The sequence below is a fragment of the Kitasatospora sp. NPDC087314 genome (assembly GCF_044744365.1).
Taxonomy (GTDB): Bacteria; Actinomycetota; Actinomycetes; order Streptomycetales; family Streptomycetaceae; genus Kitasatospora.
Genome location: NZ_JBIUYE010000017.1, coordinates 205857 through 220920, shown reverse-complemented (window position 1 = coordinate 220920; position 15064 = coordinate 205857). Strand labels below are relative to the sequence as shown.

The following is a 15064-nucleotide window of genomic DNA, read 5'->3' as shown; positions in this document are numbered from 1 at the left end:
GCCCTGGGGGAAGGTCACGGTGACGTTGTCGAGGGCGACGACGCGGGTCTCCCCGTCCCCGTAGACCTTGTTCAGGCCGGTGGCGCGGGCGGCCGTCAGGCCGGTACGGGCGGCGGTTGCGGGGATCGTCACGGAGGTGCTCCTGAGGGCGGGAACGGACATTCGGGTTCCGTTCCATCCTCCCAATCCGTTCGAACGCGATGCGTATGTCCCGAGGAGGGTCGACCCCCGCCGTCCCGGCGGCGCGGCGGGGGCCTTCTCCTTCTCAGGTATGACACCGATCCCTGAGGACCATGGTCCCCGCGCTACTCCACCGCGACGCCGAACGCGCCCGCCAGCCCGAGCAGACCGTTCGTCACCGCCCGGCCCGACGGGCTGAACTGCCAGCCCCCGCCGGCGCGTTGGAACGAGCCGACGAGCATCGCGCTGTCCGGCACGCCGCCGGTGCCGGCCGCCCACTGCGCCGGCCCGGCCGCGCCCGGACCGTACGTCGCCGCCAGGGCGACGCCGTGCACGTAGCCGAGCGGCAGGGCCGGCGGCTCCTCCTCCTCGGTGGAGACGGCGACCACCACCTCGTCGACCTTCGGGGTCAACCGCTCCAGGTCCAGGGTCAGCCGGACCGCCCGGGAGGGCTCGCCCGGCACCGAGTGGGTGGGGTGCAGCCGTACGGCGCCGTCCGGGTCCTGCGGGTTGTTGAAGAACACGAAGTGCTCGTCGCTCAGCACCCGCCCGGCGGCGCAGAGGAACGCGGTGACGTCCAGCTCCACCGCGTCCCCGCCGGCCGTCCGGCTCTGCCAGCTGACCGTCAGGCTGCTGTGACGGTCCGTCGGCGCGGCGGCCGCCGCCGCGGGCTTGCCGTCGTTCGCGGCGCCCCCGCCGAGCCGCCCGCGCAGCCCCTGTTCGGCCAGCAGATCGACCAGCTCCGGCCCGCTGACCAGCGTCAGCGGCTTGCCCTCGATGTAGCTGTACGAGCCCCGGCCGAAGCCGGCGGTGGTCACCAGGATGCCCTTGTTCGCCCCGTGGTGGCGGACCGTCGACTCCAGGTCGCGCACCGCCGTCGGGGGGACCGTCTTCCGGTAGCGCTTGGCCTGGATCACGATCTTGCCGCCGGTCACCGGGTCCAGGTCCTCGGCCACCACGTCCACCCCGACGTCGCCGCTGCGGGCGGTGGTCATCACCCGGAAGCCGCGCAGCCGGAACAGCTCGGCGATCAGCTCCTCGAACTCGATCGGGTCCATCTCGAACAGGTCCGGGTCCTCCTCGCCGCCGTGCCCGGCCAGGCTTCCGCCGACCGCCTCCGGCAGCCGGTCCGGCCGCACCTCGTCCAGCCGCTCCGGGCGCGCGGACAGCTTGCCGCCCAGGCCCTGGAAGCACTCCACCGGCACCACCCGGTCCAGCGCCAGCCCGGCGAACTCGGCCCGGGAGGCGGTCAGGGTGGACAGGAAGCGCTCCGCCTCCCGGCCGGTCGCCGGGTCGATGCCGAGGACGAAGCCGTTCAGCACCACCGAGTCCAGCATCCCGTCCCGGTCCGCCCGGAACAGCTCCGCCGCCAGGCGCAGCGCGGACTGTGCCAGCACCTCCCGGTACAGCGCCTTGCGCTCCGTCGCCGGGCGGGCCACCTCGGCCTCGCGGTCGTCCGTCTTCACGTACCGCACCCGGGAGGCGGCCGGCACCACGTCCGGGCCGGGCAGCTCCCAGTTCACCACCAGCTGCCGGGCCGACGCCTCCCAGGCCGCCACCAGCCGGTGCGGGAAGCCCTCCGGCCAGGCCGCCGAGGCGTACAGGCCGGCGGTGAAGTACTCCTGCACCGCCTCCGGCTCGCCCGCGCGCAGCCGGCGCAGCAACTCCTCGGTCCGGGCGGCGCGTTCCTCGTCCTGGCGGCGGAACTGCGCCGCCCAGGCCAGGTACTCCTGGTGGTAGACGGCCAGTCGGCGCTGCCGGTCCGCCTCCTGCGCCTGGGCGGCGTACCAGTCCTGCTCGAACCGGGCCCGGGCCTGCGCCAGGTACTGCTCGTACTGCCGCCGCACCCCCGGATTGCGCGCCTGCACCTGGTCCGGCGGCGGCACGTGGTACTTCGGGCCGCCCTGATCGGGCATCGCCACCGCCTGGCCCAGCGGGCCCGGGTCGAACGGCGGCACCGGGCGCGGTGCCAGCAGCGCCTGCGGGCCGAACGCCGGCGCCCGCAGCCCGGCGGCCAGCAGCCCGCGCAACTCCTCGACCCGGGAGTCCAGTTCGGCCGTCAGCCGGGCCGCCTCCGCCTCCCGGGACTGCTGGTACGCCCGCTGGGCCTCCCGCTCGTTGCGGGCCGCCGCCCGCTGCGCCTCGCGCTGTTCGCGCTCCCGCTGGCGCTCCTGCGCCGCCTCGGCCCGCCAGCGGGCCTCCTCCCGGCGCTGCTGCTGCCGCTGCGCCTCCGCCCAGATCGCCAGCACTCCGTCGTTCCGCCGCCCCGCCACCGTCCACCCCTTCATTGCACGCCGGACCGGTCGCGCCGCCCGCCTCCCGGCCGTGGCGCCCACCGCGCCCGCAACAATAGAACGTGAACACCCCACCGGGCCAAGCCCCGGCGACCTGCACCGCGGCCGGATTTCGGCCGGCGCGGCCGGGGGCGGCCCTGGGGCCCGTCCTCGAACCCCCGTCCGCATGGCGATGCTCCCCCAGCCTTCGGCCGGGAGGTATCCCCATCCCACGCACCGAACCGCCGCGAGGCCCGCCCGCCGGGCGGACGGCGGGGGTTCGAAGACCGGCCCTCGGGGCTCCCGCGGCGCCCGCCCCGGGGCCCGGCGGGAGTGCGGTGAGGCGGCCGGGGCGGGCGTTGTCGGTGGGGGCGGGTACCCTCGCTGGTTCGAGAGGGAGGGTTTGCCCGTGACGATCGCACCGCAGCACCCGGACCGGCCCGGCGGCTGGGTCTCCACCGGGCTGAGCTGGCACGAGGGCCGCGCCCTGCTCGGCGCCGTACGCGGCGGCCGGGCGCACGAGCGGGCCGTCACGCCCGGCGCGGAGGTCGGCTGGCTGCTGGGCGGGCCGCGCCGCTGCACCGGCGCCTGGCTCGCCGGGGCGACGGAGCGCACCCCGTGCCCGCACCGCGCGGAGATCGCCCCGGACGGCGGCGCGGTGCAGTGCCCGGCCTGCCAGAGCGTCGACCGGGGCCTCGCCCTCGCCCGGGACCAGATCCTCGACGACGGCCGGACGTACCTGCTCTACCTCGCCTGGTTCGGCGACGGCCTGCTGAAGGTCGGCCTGACCGCCGAGCAGCGCGGTGACAGCCGGTTGCTCGAACAGGGGGCGCTGGCCTATGCGTTCACCGCCCGGGGTGGTCTCCCGGCGATCCGGCGCGCCGAACTGACCGTCGCCGCCTCGGGGTTGGCCCGCGAGCGGTTCAAGGTCCGGCTCAAGACGGAGCACTGGTGGGCGCACGGCGATGAGCCGCACCGCCGGGCCGTGCTCGCCGAGGCCCGGGCCCGGGCACACCGCCTGCTGGACGGCCACGCCCTGGAGCTGCTCGCCGACCGTCCGGTGGTCGACCACGTGGTGCGGTTCGGGCTGTCCGGCGGAGCCCCGGAGGCGTACCGGCAGATCGGCGGCCTGGCTGCCGGGGCGGTGATCGCGGGCATCCTGCGGGCGCCGGTCGGCCGTCACCTCTTCCTGGACCAGGCCGACGGCTCCGGCCCGCTGCTGCTGGACACCCGACTGCTCACCGGCTGGACGCTCACCGCGGTCACGGGGCGCGCCACGGCGGGCGTCGCCCTGGAGGAGCGGGTCCGCCCGCCGGAGCCGGACACCCAGGAGGCGCTGTTCTGACCTCAGCCGGTTGCTTGTTGAAACCATAGGGCTTAATCTCGGCCCGGTCGGCATGGGTCTGGCCGCCCGTCACCCCGAGCTGATCGCCCGGGTGGTCAGCCTCAACGGGCCGACGCCGTTCGGCCAGCCCGGCCTCGGCGACGCGCTGGCGGCCAACGCCGCCGAGTCCCCGTGGTTCCGCTGGATCGTCCGGGCGCACGCCGACGGCACCCTCGACGCCGTCCTCGGCGAACTCGGCTACACGATCCTGAGCATCCTGAAGCTCAACGGCTTCCAGAACAACGCCCTGATCACCGACACCTGGCTGACCGCCTACGGTTCGGCCTTCCCCACCCGGGCGGAGGCGGCCGGGGCGCTCGGCTGGGCGAAGGGCTTCGCGGTCGGGGCGCACGCGTTCGAGACCCCGACCGTCGAGGCCCGGACCGCCCTGGCGGCGCTGCCCGCCCTCGCGCTCTGGGGTGCGGCCGACCGGACGCTGGCCGCCCGGCACTTCCTGCCGCTGTTCACCGAGGCGTTCCCGCGCGGCCGGGCCGTCGAGCTGCCGGGCGTCGGGCACTACAGCCCCGAGGACGCCCCGGACACCGTCGCGGCCGTGCTGGAGCAGTTCCTCGCGACCACGTCCAGCCGGGGCTGACGCCTACGCGGAGCCGACGCCGGCTCGGCGTCGACGTTCAGCCCAGCCTGCTGCGGACCCCGCCCGGGCCGGACCGGGCCCGGCGGGACAGCGGCGGCCGGGACGGGCGGACGTCGCCGCGCGCGGTCGGCTCGCCGTCCGCCGCCCGGCGGGCCAGCGCGGCCCGGGCGGCGGCCAGGGCGACACGGGCGAGCAGCGGGTCCTCCTGGACACCGGCGGCGTGCTTGGCCGACTGGCAGCGCGAGCACCAGACCGGCGAGGCCGGTCCGTCCGGGTAGGCCATGCTCTCGGGCGGCAGGTAGTGCCCGCCGCACTCGACGCACTCGAAGACCAACCTCATCCGACGATCACCGTCCCGGATCCGTGGCACCGACCGCAGGGCGACCAGAAGGTGTGGATCCTCGGCACCGTGTTTCCTTCCTCGTCCCGCTCGACCGTGGCTTCGGTCTTCTCGGTCCCCCCGGACCCTCCGCACCCGGAACAGGACTGAACCTCGGGCATATGCCGTCCTTCCGTGATGGAGGACCACCGTAGCGCGATTCTCCGGACGGGAGCGCCGGTCCTGACGATCCGCCACTCCGATGGGGAGCGCGCGAACGCCCCGCGCGCCCCGTCACGCGCCGTCGGCCCCGCGCCTGAGGACGCGGGGCCGGGGACACGGGGCCGGGGACACGGGGCCAGGGTCGGGGACGAGCGGCCGGGGACGTGGGGCAGGCCGGTCAGCCGCGTGCGGCCCGCAGGAACTCCCGGTTCATCGCGGCGATGCTGGGGAGCGGGATGCCCTTGGGGCAGGCGGTGGCGCACTCACCGGTGTTGGTGCAGCCGCCGAAGCCCTCGGCGTCCATCGCCGTGACCATGTTCCGCACCCGGGACGCGCGCTCCGGCGCGCCCTGGGGGAGCACGTTGAGGTGGACCACCTTGGCGGAGGTGAACAGCATCGCCGAGCCGTTCGGGCAGGCCGCCACGCAGGCGCCGCAGCCGATGCACTCGGCGTGCTCGAAGGCGGTGTCGGCGGCCTCCTTGGGGACGGGCGTGGCGTGCGCGTCGGGGGCGCTGCCGGTGGGGGCGGAGATGTAGCCGCCGGAGCCGATGATCCGGTCGAAGGCGGAGCGGTCCACCACCAGGTCCTTGACCACCGGGAAGGCCGCCGCCCGCCACGGCTCGACGTCGATGGTGTCGCCGTCCTGGAAGTGCCGCATGTGCAGCTGGCAGGTGGTGGTCCGCTCGGGGCCGTGGGCCTGGCCGTTGATGACCATGCCGCAGGCGCCGCAGATGCCCTCGCGGCAGTCGTGGTCGAAGGCGACGGGCTGGTCCCCGAGGGTGATCAGCTCCTCGTTGAGGGTGTCGAGCATCTCCAGGAAGGACATGTCGGGGCTGATGCCGCCGACCTGGTAGGTGGTCATCGACCCGGGTGCGTCCGGGCCCGCCTGGCGCCAGATGCGCAGGGTGAGGTTCATGCGTAGCTCCGCTGGGTGGGGTGGACGTGCTCGAAGTCGAGGGCCTCGCGGTGGAGGACGGGGGCGGCGCCGGTGCCGGTGAACTCCCAGGCGGCGGCGTAGCCGTACTCCTCGTCGCGCCGGGCGGCCTCGCCGTCGGGGGTCTGGCTCTCGGTGCGGAAGTGGCCGCCGCAGGACTCGGCGCGGTGCAGGGCGTCCAGGCACATGAGTTCGGCGAGCTCGAAGTAGTCGACGAGCCGGTTGGCCTTCTCCAGCGCCTGGTTGAGCTCCTGCCCGGTGCCGGGCACCTTGATCCGGCGCCAGAACTCCTCGCGCAGCTGCGGGATGCGCGCCAGCGCGCGGCGCAGCCCCGCCTCGTCGCGGGCCATGCCGCACTCGTCCCAGAGGAGTTCGCCCAGCTCGCGGTGGAAGGAGTCGGGAGTGCGGTCGCCGTCCACCGAGAGGATGAGGTTGAGGCGGTCCTCGACCTCGGCCTCGGCCTCGGTGACCGACGGGTGGTCGGTGGGCACGGCGGGCAGCGGGTTGCGGGCCAGGTAGTCGTTGAGGGTGGGCGGCAGCACGAAGTAGCCGTCGGCGAGGCCCTGCATGAGCGCGCTGGCGCCGAGTCGGTTGGCGCCGTGGTCGGAGAAGTTGGCCTCCCCGACGGCGAACAGGCCGGGGACGGTGGTCTGCAGGTCGTAGTCGACCCAGAGTCCGCCCATCGTGTAGTGGATCGCGGGGTAGATCCGCATCGGCACCCGGTACGGGTCCTCGGCGGTGATCCGCTCGTACATGTCGAACAGGTTGCCGTACTTGGCGGCGACGGCGTCCCGGCCCAGCCGGCGGATGGCGTCGGCGAAATCGAGGTAGACGCCCTGCCCGCCGGGGCCGACGCCGCGGCCCTCGTCGCAGACGTTCTTGGCGGCGCGGGAGGCGATGTCGCGCGGCACCAGGTTGCCGAAGGCGGGGTAGATCCGCTCCAGGTAGTAGTCCCGCTCGTCCTCGGGGATCTCGGTCGGCGGCCGGGTGTCGCCCTGGGCCTTGGGCACCCAGATCCGGCCGTCGTTGCGCAGCGACTCGCTCATCAGGGTGAGCTTGGACTGGTGGTCGCCGGAGCGCGGGATGCAGGTGGGGTGGATCTGGGTGAAGCACGGGTTGGCGAAGTAGGCGCCGCGCCGGTGGGCCCGCCAGATCGCGGTGGCGTTGGAGTTCTTGGCGTTGGTGGAGAGGTAGAAGACGTTGCCGTAGCCGCCGGTGGCGAGCACCACGGCGTCCGCGGTGTAGGTGCTGATCGCGCCGGTGACCAGGTCGCGGGCGACGATGCCCCGGGCCCGGCCGTCGACCACGAGCAGGTCGAGCATCTCGGTGCGCGGGTGGATCTCCACGTTCCCGGCGGCGATCTGCCGGGACAGCGCCTGGTAGGCGCCGAGCAGCAGCTGCTGGCCGGTCTGGCCCCGGGCGTAGAAGGTGCGGGAGACCTGCACGCCGCCGAAGGAGCGGGTGTCCAGCAGACCGCCGTACTCGCGGGCGAACGGGACGCCCTGGGCCACGCACTGGTCGATGATCTCCACCGACACCTGGGCGAGCCGGTGCACGTTGGACTCGCGGGCGCGGAAGTCGCCGCCCTTGACGGTGTCGTAGAACAGCCGGCGGATCGAGTCGCCGTCGTTGCGGTAGTTCTTGGCCGCGTTGATGCCGCCCTGGGCGGCGATCGAGTGGGCGCGCCGGGGGGAGTCCTGGAAGCAGAACTGGACGACGTGGTAGCCCTGTTCGGCCAGCGTGGCGCCGGCCGCGCCGCCGGCCAGGCCGGTGCCGACCACGATCACGGTGTGCTTGCGCCGGTTGGCCGGGTTGACCAGCTTGGCGTCGAACCGCCGCTGGTCCCAGCGCTGTTCGATCGGCCCGGTGGGGGCCTTGGTGTCGGCGATCGGCTGGCCGACGGTGTACTCCAGGTAGCTCACTTCACCACTCCGGTCATCACGGCCACGGGGACGGACAGGAAGCCGGCGGTCAGCACGAGCGCCAGGCCGTTGGCGGTCAGCTTCAGCACGCGGTCGCGGCGGGCGTTGTTGGCGCCGAGGGTCTGCGCGGCGCTCCAGAAGCCGTGCCGGATGTGGAAGCCGAGGGCCAGCATCGCGACGATGTAGAACACGTCGACGTACCAGCGGCCGAAGGAGGCCACGATGTTCTGGTACGGGTGGCCCTCCTCGGCGGCCGGGTTCACGGTCAGCGTGGTGAGGTCGAGGACGTGCCAGACGATGAACAGCGCCAGGATCACCCCGCCCCAGCGCATCGTCCGGGTCGCGTAGCTCGCGCGCCGGCGCCGGTGCACGTACTTGCTGGGCCGGGCGGCGAGGTCGCGGCGGCTGAGCTGGTACGCCGAGACGCCGTGCAGCACGACGGAGGCCAGCAGGGCGGTCCGGGCGATCCAGAGGAACCACTCGTGGCCCAGGAACGGCTGGCCGATGGTGCGCAGCCAGGCCGCGTAGCCGTTGATGTCGTCGGGGCCGGAGAACACCTTGAGGTTGCCCAGCATGTGCGCGACCAGGTACAGCAGCATGACCAGTCCGGTGACGGCCATGACCGCCTTCTTGCCGACGGTCGACCGCCACAGCGTCGCCAGGGTGGACGGATGCCGGGCCGTCCGAGTCGCGGTTGTCATGGCTGCAACGGTAGGGACGGACGCCAGGGTGCGTCCAAGACATGCTGCGGCTCATGACGATAGGCACCGGCTATCGTCCCGGCCTATCCTGGGTGTGTGCAGCTCCAGCAACTCCGCTACTTCCTCGCCGTCGCCGAGACCCGCCACTTCACCCGGGCGGCCGAGGCGGCACACGTGGCGCAGCCGTCCCTCTCGCAACAGATCCGGTCGCTGGAGAGGGAGTTGGGGGCCGAGCTGTTCCACCGCACCCGGGGAAACATCGCCCTGACCGACGCCGGGGACGCCCTGCTGCCGCTGGCCCGGCGCATCCTCGTGGACACCGAGAGCGCCCGCCTGGCCGTCCAGGAGACGGTGCAGCTGCGCCGCGGCCGGGTCCGGCTGGGCGCGCCGCCGAGCCTGTGCACCAGCCTGGTGCCGGACGTGCTGCGGGTGTTCCGGGACCGCTACCCGGGGGTGGCGCTGGTGGTCCGCGAGGGCGGCTCGCGCGATCTGGTCCGCTCGCTGGCGGCGGGGGAGCTGGACCTCGCGCTGATCATCACCCCGCCGAGCGGCGAGCAGGCGCCCGCCCTCGCCGTCACCGAGCTGCTGCACGAGGAGCTGGTGCTGGTCTCCGCCGAGCGGCGGGCCCGGCGCAAGGTCCGGGTGGCGGAGCTGCGGGGGCGGCCGCTGGTGATGTTCCGGGAGGGCTACGACCTGCGGGAGGCGACCCTCGCGGCCTGCCGGGCGGCCGGGTTCGAGCCGGAGTTCGCGGTGGAGGGCGGCGAGATGGACGCGGTGCTGGGCTTCGTCCGGGCCGGACTCGGCCCGGCCGTGCTGCCCGGCATGGTGGCGGCCCGCTCGGGCCTGTCCGTCACCCCGTTCGCCAAACCGGGCCTGGGCCGCACCATCGCCGTCGCCCACGGCCACGAGGTGCCGCTCACCCGCGCCGCCGAGGCGCTGCACACCACCCTGCTGGCGCACCTGCGCGACGCCGCCGAGGACGGCGAACTCCCGCCGGGGACACGGCTGTTGCTGTGACGATGAGGGTGGGTCTGCGTGATTGTCGCCCGTCGAGGCGATTTCTCCGGGTGCGAACCCCATCGTGCGAACCGGCTTGATTGTCCATCGATAAGCGTGCGCGGCTGGTGGGGTCGGCATGCCGCTCTGGACCGTTTCCGGATGTTTTGCGGTGTTTCTGATCCTGGCGCGGGCTCCGGCCGGGTGCTGGCGGTATTCGGACCGGACGTTCACGGCTGCGGGAGCGTCCGTCCGGCTGGATCGCGGTGGTCAGGCCGCTGCTTCGAGGTCGAGTAGGGCGGTCTTGGCGTCGAGGCCGCCGATGTAGCCGCCGAGGGTGCCGTCGGTGCGCAGGACGCGGTGGCAGGGGATGACGACGGGCAGCGGGTTGGTGGCGCAGGCGGTGCCGACGGCGCGGACGGCCTTGGGGTTGCCGACGAGTTCGGCGACCTGCCGGTAGCTGCGGGTCTGGCCGTAGGCGATCTCGGGGAGGTGCTGCTGGACGGTGCGGCGGAAGCCGTGGGAGAGGGAGAGGTCGAGGGGGAGGTCGAAGGTCTTGCGGCGGCGGGTGAAGTACTCGTCGAGTTCGCGGGCGGCGGCGTCCAGGCGGCTGGGGGCGCGCAGGATGCGGGGGCTGAGCTTGTGGCCGAGGGTGTCCAGGACGCGGTCGTGGTCCTCGCTGGCGTAGGCGACGCGGACCAGGCCCTTGGGGGTGGCGGCGAGCAGCAGGCTGCCGAGCGGGGAGTCGACGGTGGTGTAGGCGACGTCGACGAGGCCGGCGCTGTCGGCCTCGTTCTCGAGGCGGCGGTGCAGCCGTTCCAGGATGGCGGTGTCCCCGGGGGTGGAGAGCATGGCGATGACGTTGTCGCCGGTGCGGGTGCCGCTCATGGTGCTTCTCCTTCTTTCCCGTTCTTCGGGTAACGCTTTCTGAGGGTCTTGATCCCGTCGGCGGCGGCTCTGCGGGCCGCTTCGACGGTACCGCCGAGGATCTGCGCGATCTCGGCGTAGGGCAGGCCGACGACGTAGCGGTAGGCGAAGGCTCGGCGCTGTTTGGGCGGCAGGAGCCTGACCGCCGCCCACAGGTTGTCGCCGGTGCCGGGGGCGGTGGCGGGCGGCGGTTCCGGTACCTCGTCGACGGGCAGGGGGTTGCGTCCGGCGGCGCGGTGGACGTCGATGGCCTTGCGGTGGGCGATGGTCACCAGCCATGCCTCGACGTTGGCGTCGTCGGGGAGGTCGGGGTAGGCGCGCATCGCGGCCAGGAAGGTCTCCGACCAGGCGTCCTCGGCGTCCTGCGGGCCGAGGACGGCCCGGCAGACGCGGAGCACGGTGGGGCCGTGCTCGGCGACGATCTTCTCGAAGGGCTGTTTCACGGGGGTCTCTCGCTGGTGGCGGGTCAGAACAGGCGCGAGGCGGAGACCTCGGCCGGCTCCTCGAGTTCGAGGAGTTCCTGCTTGCGCCGCAGGCCGCCGGCGTAGCCGGTGAGGGAGCCGTCGGCGCCGACCACGCGGTGGCAGGGCACGAGGATGCACAGCGGGTTCGCGCCGACGGCTTGACCGACCTTCTGCGCGAGGCTGCGGTCGCCGAGCTGTTCGGCCAGGCGCCCGTAGGTGGTGGTGGTTCCGTAGGGGATGGCCTTCAGCGCGGCCCAGACCTTCTCCTGGAAGTCGTCGCCGCCGGTACGCAGCGGCAGGTCGAAGCCGGTGCGGCGGCGGTCGAGGTAGTCGTGGAGCTGTTCGGCGGCCTCGGCCAGCAGCGGGTCCTCGGCCGGCTCGACCGCGGGGCCGAAGGTCTGCTGGTCGGGGCGGCGGACGTGGTGGCGGAAGTACAGGCCGGTGACGGCGCCGCCGTCGGTGACGAGGGTGATCGCGCCGAGCCGGGTGCCGGCGACGGTGTGCCGGGTGGTGTCCATGGTCGCTTCTCCTGTCCGTTCCTTCTTCCTCACCCCGTAGACGGTCCGGGTCGGCGGAACGTGAGATCCGGTCCGGAAAAACCTTCCGGCCGTCCTCGTGCGACCCCCGTCCCGGACGCGGCAGCGGGCCCTGGTGGGGCCCGTGTGCGGAAAGCAGCCTTGTCTGCGCCCCGCTCCGGAGTCGCTGAGCTTCTCCGGCCAGAGCTGCGCTCCCGCCTGACACCGCCCCGCCCGGACGCGACGTCCGAATGCCGCCAGCACCCGGCCCCCGGCCGGGCGACGATCGAAACCCTCGAGCAGTCCGCCACCCTGCCCCTGCACATCCCCCCGCACGCCGAAGGACCCTCCAGTGAACGACACCCTCTTCGCCCCCGCCCCGGCCCCCGTCGTCCCGGCCCCCGTCGTGCTGCCCGCGCTCGCCGCGGTCGACTGGCAGGACGTGCAGGAGCAACTGGACCGGGACGGCGTCGCGCTGACCGGCCCGCTGCTGTCGCCCGAGCAGTGCCGCCAGGTTGCCGACACCATCGACGACGACGGCCTGTTCCGCTCCACCGTGGTGATGCAGCGCCACGGCTTCGGCCGGGGCACCTACCGGTACTACGCCGACCCGGCGGCGGTGCCGGCGGTCCGGGAGCTGCGCGAGCTGCTGTACCCGCCGCTGGCGCGGATCGCCAATGAGTGGGCGCGGCGCCTGGGCGAACGGACCTTCCCCGCGACGCTCGCCGAACTGCACGCCCAGTGCGCGGCGGCCGGGCAGCACCGGCCGACCCCGCTGGTGCTGCGCTACGGGCCGGGCGACTACGCCTGCCTGCACCAGGACGTGTACGGCGACCTGGTGTTCCCGCTGCAGGCGACGATCATGCTGGAGCAGCCGGGTACGGACTTCACCGGCGGCGAGAACGTCTTCGTCGAGCAGCGGCCCCGATCCCAGTCCCGCGCGAGCGTGGTGCGCCCGCAGCTGGGCCAGGCCGTCATCTTCCCCGTCCAGCACCGCCCGGCCCAGGGCAGCCGCGGCTACCGGCGCCACCCGATGCGCCACGGCACCAACGCCGTCGAGGCGGGACGGCGCACCACCCTCGGCGTGATCTTCCACAACGCCCGCTGACCGAAGCGCCCCTTCCCCGCCCGAACCCCTCCTCCACCGATAGACGCCGTGAACACCGTGATGACCGAGGACAGCCGCCACCAGGCGGTGTGCAGCCGCGACGCGAACCGACGCCGAGCAGTGGCTCCTCGGCCACGAACACACCCACGCCCGCGCCGCCGCCTGACCCGCACCCGAGGACACCCCGTGACCACAGCCACCGCCCCGACCGCCGCCGAGCGCGCACTCGACACCGCCGACTGGAACGCCCTGACCGGCGAACTCGACGCCCACGGATGCGCCCTGACACCCCGCCTGCTCGACCCCGACCAGTGCCGCGAGATCGCCGCCCTCCACGAGCGGCCCGAACTGTTCCGCACCACCGTCGACATGGCCCGCCACCGCTTCGGCTCCGGCCAGTACCGCTACTTCACCCACGACCTGCCCGAGCCCGTCGCCGCCCTGCGCGAGGCCCTCTACCCCCGCCTGCTGACCGTCGCCCGCACCTGGGCCGACAGGCTCGGCCGTCCCGCGCCCTGGCCCGACACCCTCGCCGAGTGGACCGCCATGTGCCACGCCGCCGGTCAGGACAAGAGCTCCCAGATCCTGCTGCGCTACGGTCCGGGCGACTGGAACGCCCTGCACCGCGACGTCTTCGGCGACCTCCTCTTCCCGCTCCAGGTCGTCATCGGCCTCGACGCCCACGGCACCGACTACACCGGCGGCGAGTTCCTCCTCGTCGAACAGCGCCCCCGCGCCCAGTCCCGCGGCACCACCACCGTCCTGCCCCAGGGCCACGGCCTGATCTTCACCACCCGCGACCGGCCCGTCCCCTCCGCCCGCGGCCACTACGCCGCACCCGTGCGCCACGGCGTCAGCACCGTGCGCACCGGCCGCCGCCACGCCCTCGGCCTCGTCTTCCACGACGCCTGACACACCGGCACCGTGATCACCGACGGCATACCCGCCCCCGCCGACAGCACCACCCCGGCGCCGCCGCGCACCTACACCCTCACCGGACCCGACAACCGCCCCTACCCCAGCACCACCCCCGGTACCCTCGGCGGCCACCGCCCCGGCCGCCTCTACGGCCGCCTCGACTGCCCCTCTGCCCTGCGCGCCATCGCCGCCGGCCACTACGTCCGCCACCGCGTCTTCTTCCCGGACGAAACCACCGCGATCGCCGCCGGCTACCGGCCCTGCGCCGTGTGCCTGCCCGAGAAGTACCGGCAGTGGAAAACCCGAAGGACCACCACCCCGTGAACACCCGCCCTGTCCCCTCCCCTTTGCTCCCCGCCCCCGCGGCCACCGCCTACGGGCCCCTGCCCGCGCCCGCCCCGCACACCGCCGCCGAACTCGCCTCCCTGCTGCGCCTGCTCACCGACCACCGCCGCCCGCGCCTGCACAGCGTCACGATCGGACACAGCCGCGACACCGCCTCCCGCGACGCCGCCACCGCGTTCGCCGACGCCTGGCGCACCGCCGGCCACACCGTCCTCGCCGTCGTCGACTGGCCCGAGCAGGCCGCCTCCTGGCTGCGCCCCGCCCACCGCCTCACCGACCGCGAACCCGACGCCCTCGTGATCGCCGCCGCCCCGCTCGGCTGGGCGCAGCTCGCCCGCCGCCTCGCCCACAGCACGCCCTGGCGCCCCGACCGCACCTTCGGCTTCGCCTCTCTCGCCGAGCCGGCCGCCGTCGCGCTCGCCGGGGACGGCGTCCTGGACGGCGTGCGCGGCGCGAGCGCGGACGGCGGCACCTGGCGCATCGAACGCGGCTGGACCGACTCCTTCCCGCCCATCGAGCCCGGCGGCGCCGCGTGAACACCACCCCCGCCCTGTTCGGCCCGCCGCCCGCCGACTACGAACGCCGCGAGATCGCGCCGGGCGCCGTCCACCTGCCCGGCTGGCTCACCCCCGACCAGCAGCGCGAGTTGGTCACCGCCTGCCGTGCCTGGGCCACCGGGCCGGTCCCGATCCGGCACACCCGGCTGCCGCGCGGCGGCGTCATGTCCGTACAGACGGTGTGCCTGGGCTGGCACTGGCAGCCCTACGCCTACACCCGCACCGCCGACGACGTGAACGGCCGCCGCGTCGCCCCGTTCCCCAGCTGGCTCGCCGACCTCGGACGGCGGGCCGTCGCCGACGCCTACCGGGACCCCGAGCAGGGCGCCGCGTACGAACCCGACGCCGCGCTGGTCAACTTCTACGACGCCGACGCCCGGCTCGGCATGCACCAGGACAAGGACGAGAAGTCCCTCGCCCCGGTGGTCTCCCTCAGCATCGGCGACTCCTGCGTCTTCCGCCTCGGCAACACCGACCACCGCAACCGGCCCTGGACCGACCTCACCCTCGCCTCCGGCGACCTGCTGGTCTTCGGCGGCCCCTCCCGCCTCGTGTACCACGCCGTGCCGAAAGTCCTGCCCGGCACCGGCGACCCCGCCACCGGCCTCACCGCCGGCCGCCTCAACCTCACCCTGCGCGTCACCGGCCTCACCGACCCCACGCCCGAACCGCCCGGAGCCACCCGATGACCGCCCTGCCCGCCG

At 74.1% G+C, this 15064-nt stretch carries 16 protein-coding genes; 8 read left to right on the top strand and 8 right to left on the bottom strand.

Annotated elements, in window-relative coordinates; genetic code table 11:
• Positions 1 to 305: 305 nt before the first annotated feature.
• Positions 306 to 2453, bottom strand: coding sequence for a restriction endonuclease (locus ACIO5E_RS32885; RefSeq protein WP_400674961.1), 2148 nt, complete (start codon positions 2451 to 2453; stop codon positions 306 to 308).
• A gap of 409 nt (positions 2454 to 2862) precedes the next feature.
• On the opposite strand from ACIO5E_RS32885, the gene ACIO5E_RS32880 reads away from it, so the two are divergent.
• Together ACIO5E_RS32880 and ACIO5E_RS32875 are read left to right on the top strand one after the other, a co-directional pair.
• Positions 2863 to 3798, top strand: a complete 936-nt coding sequence (locus tag ACIO5E_RS32880) for a DUF2797 domain-containing protein (RefSeq protein WP_400674958.1) — start codon at positions 2863 to 2865, stop codon at positions 3796 to 3798.
• A 52-nt stretch (positions 3799 to 3850) separates the two neighbouring features.
• Positions 3851 to 4432 carry an alpha/beta fold hydrolase gene (locus ACIO5E_RS32875; RefSeq protein WP_400674955.1) on the top strand — a complete coding sequence of 194 codons (582 nt, stop codon included), beginning with the start codon at positions 3851 to 3853 and terminating at the stop codon, positions 4430 to 4432.
• A gap of 37 nt (positions 4433 to 4469) precedes the next feature.
• Here ACIO5E_RS32875 and ACIO5E_RS32870 read toward each other — a convergent pair whose 3' ends face one another.
• The 4 genes from ACIO5E_RS32870 to ACIO5E_RS32855 form a co-directional block, all read right to left on the bottom strand.
• On the bottom strand, positions 4470 to 4772 hold the full coding sequence (locus tag ACIO5E_RS32870; RefSeq protein WP_400674953.1) for a hypothetical protein: 303 nt from the start codon (positions 4770 to 4772) through the stop codon (positions 4470 to 4472).
• Between the two features lie 379 nt (positions 4773 to 5151).
• On the bottom strand, positions 5152 to 5889 hold the full coding sequence (locus ACIO5E_RS32865) for a succinate dehydrogenase/fumarate reductase iron-sulfur subunit (RefSeq protein ID WP_280686227.1): 738 nt from the start codon (positions 5887 to 5889) through the stop codon (positions 5152 to 5154).
• Entirely contained in the window at positions 5886 to 7829 is a 1944-nt protein-coding gene (locus ACIO5E_RS32860; RefSeq protein ID WP_400674949.1) for a fumarate reductase/succinate dehydrogenase flavoprotein subunit, read from the bottom strand. The genes ACIO5E_RS32865 and ACIO5E_RS32860 overlap by 4 nt, the downstream gene beginning before the upstream one ends.
• A complete protein-coding gene (locus tag ACIO5E_RS32855) occupies positions 7826 to 8530 on the bottom strand; it encodes a succinate dehydrogenase cytochrome b subunit (RefSeq protein ID WP_400674946.1) in 705 nt (234 codons plus the stop codon). Before ACIO5E_RS32855 ends, ACIO5E_RS32860 begins: the two co-directional genes overlap by 4 nt.
• Before the next feature lie 96 nt (positions 8531 to 8626).
• Between ACIO5E_RS32855 and ACIO5E_RS32850 the strand changes: the two genes are divergently transcribed.
• The gene (locus ACIO5E_RS32850) at positions 8627 to 9547 is read left to right on the top strand and encodes a LysR family transcriptional regulator (protein WP_400674944.1); all 921 of its coding nucleotides are present in this window, start codon (positions 8627 to 8629) and stop codon (positions 9545 to 9547) included.
• A 249-nt stretch (positions 9548 to 9796) separates the two neighbouring features.
• Here ACIO5E_RS32850 and ACIO5E_RS32845 read toward each other — a convergent pair whose 3' ends face one another.
• Genes ACIO5E_RS32845 through ACIO5E_RS32835 form a run of 3 tightly spaced genes read right to left on the bottom strand, consistent with a single transcriptional unit; the run spans position 9797 to position 11435 of the window.
• Positions 9797 to 10414, bottom strand: a complete 618-nt coding sequence (locus ACIO5E_RS32845; protein ID WP_400674942.1) for a methylated-DNA--[protein]-cysteine S-methyltransferase — start codon at positions 10412 to 10414, stop codon at positions 9797 to 9799.
• On the bottom strand, positions 10411 to 10896 hold the full coding sequence (locus tag ACIO5E_RS32840; RefSeq protein ID WP_400674939.1) for an RNA polymerase sigma factor: 486 nt from the start codon (positions 10894 to 10896) through the stop codon (positions 10411 to 10413). Before ACIO5E_RS32840 ends, ACIO5E_RS32845 begins: the two co-directional genes overlap by 4 nt.
• Positions 10897 to 10919: 23 nt before the next feature.
• Positions 10920 to 11435, bottom strand: coding sequence for a methylated-DNA--[protein]-cysteine S-methyltransferase (locus ACIO5E_RS32835; protein ID WP_400674937.1), 516 nt, complete (start codon positions 11433 to 11435; stop codon positions 10920 to 10922).
• A gap of 349 nt (positions 11436 to 11784) precedes the next feature.
• Between ACIO5E_RS32835 and ACIO5E_RS32830 the strand changes: the two genes are divergently transcribed.
• The 5 genes from ACIO5E_RS32830 (at position 11785) to ACIO5E_RS32810 (ending at position 15049) form a co-directional block, all read left to right on the top strand.
• Positions 11785 to 12540 (top strand): 2OG-Fe(II) oxygenase, encoded by a 756-nt coding sequence (locus ACIO5E_RS32830; RefSeq protein ID WP_400674935.1) that lies wholly within the window; start codon positions 11785 to 11787, stop codon positions 12538 to 12540.
• 186 nt (positions 12541 to 12726) lie between these two features.
• The gene (locus tag ACIO5E_RS32825) at positions 12727 to 13452 is read left to right on the top strand and encodes a 2OG-Fe(II) oxygenase (protein WP_400674932.1); all 726 of its coding nucleotides are present in this window, start codon (positions 12727 to 12729) and stop codon (positions 13450 to 13452) included.
• A 12-nt stretch (positions 13453 to 13464) separates the two neighbouring features.
• Positions 13465 to 13782: an Ada metal-binding domain-containing protein gene (locus ACIO5E_RS32820; RefSeq protein WP_400674929.1), complete on the top strand. Its 318-nt coding sequence runs from the start codon at positions 13465 to 13467 to the stop codon at positions 13780 to 13782.
• A complete protein-coding gene (locus ACIO5E_RS32815) occupies positions 13779 to 14339 on the top strand; it encodes a hypothetical protein (RefSeq protein WP_400674927.1) in 561 nt (186 codons plus the stop codon). The genes ACIO5E_RS32820 and ACIO5E_RS32815 overlap by 4 nt, the downstream gene beginning before the upstream one ends.
• Positions 14336 to 15049 (top strand): alpha-ketoglutarate-dependent dioxygenase AlkB family protein, encoded by a 714-nt coding sequence (locus ACIO5E_RS32810; RefSeq protein WP_400674924.1) that lies wholly within the window; start codon positions 14336 to 14338, stop codon positions 15047 to 15049. Before ACIO5E_RS32815 ends, ACIO5E_RS32810 begins: the two co-directional genes overlap by 4 nt.
• Positions 15050 to 15064: the final 15 nt, after the last annotated feature.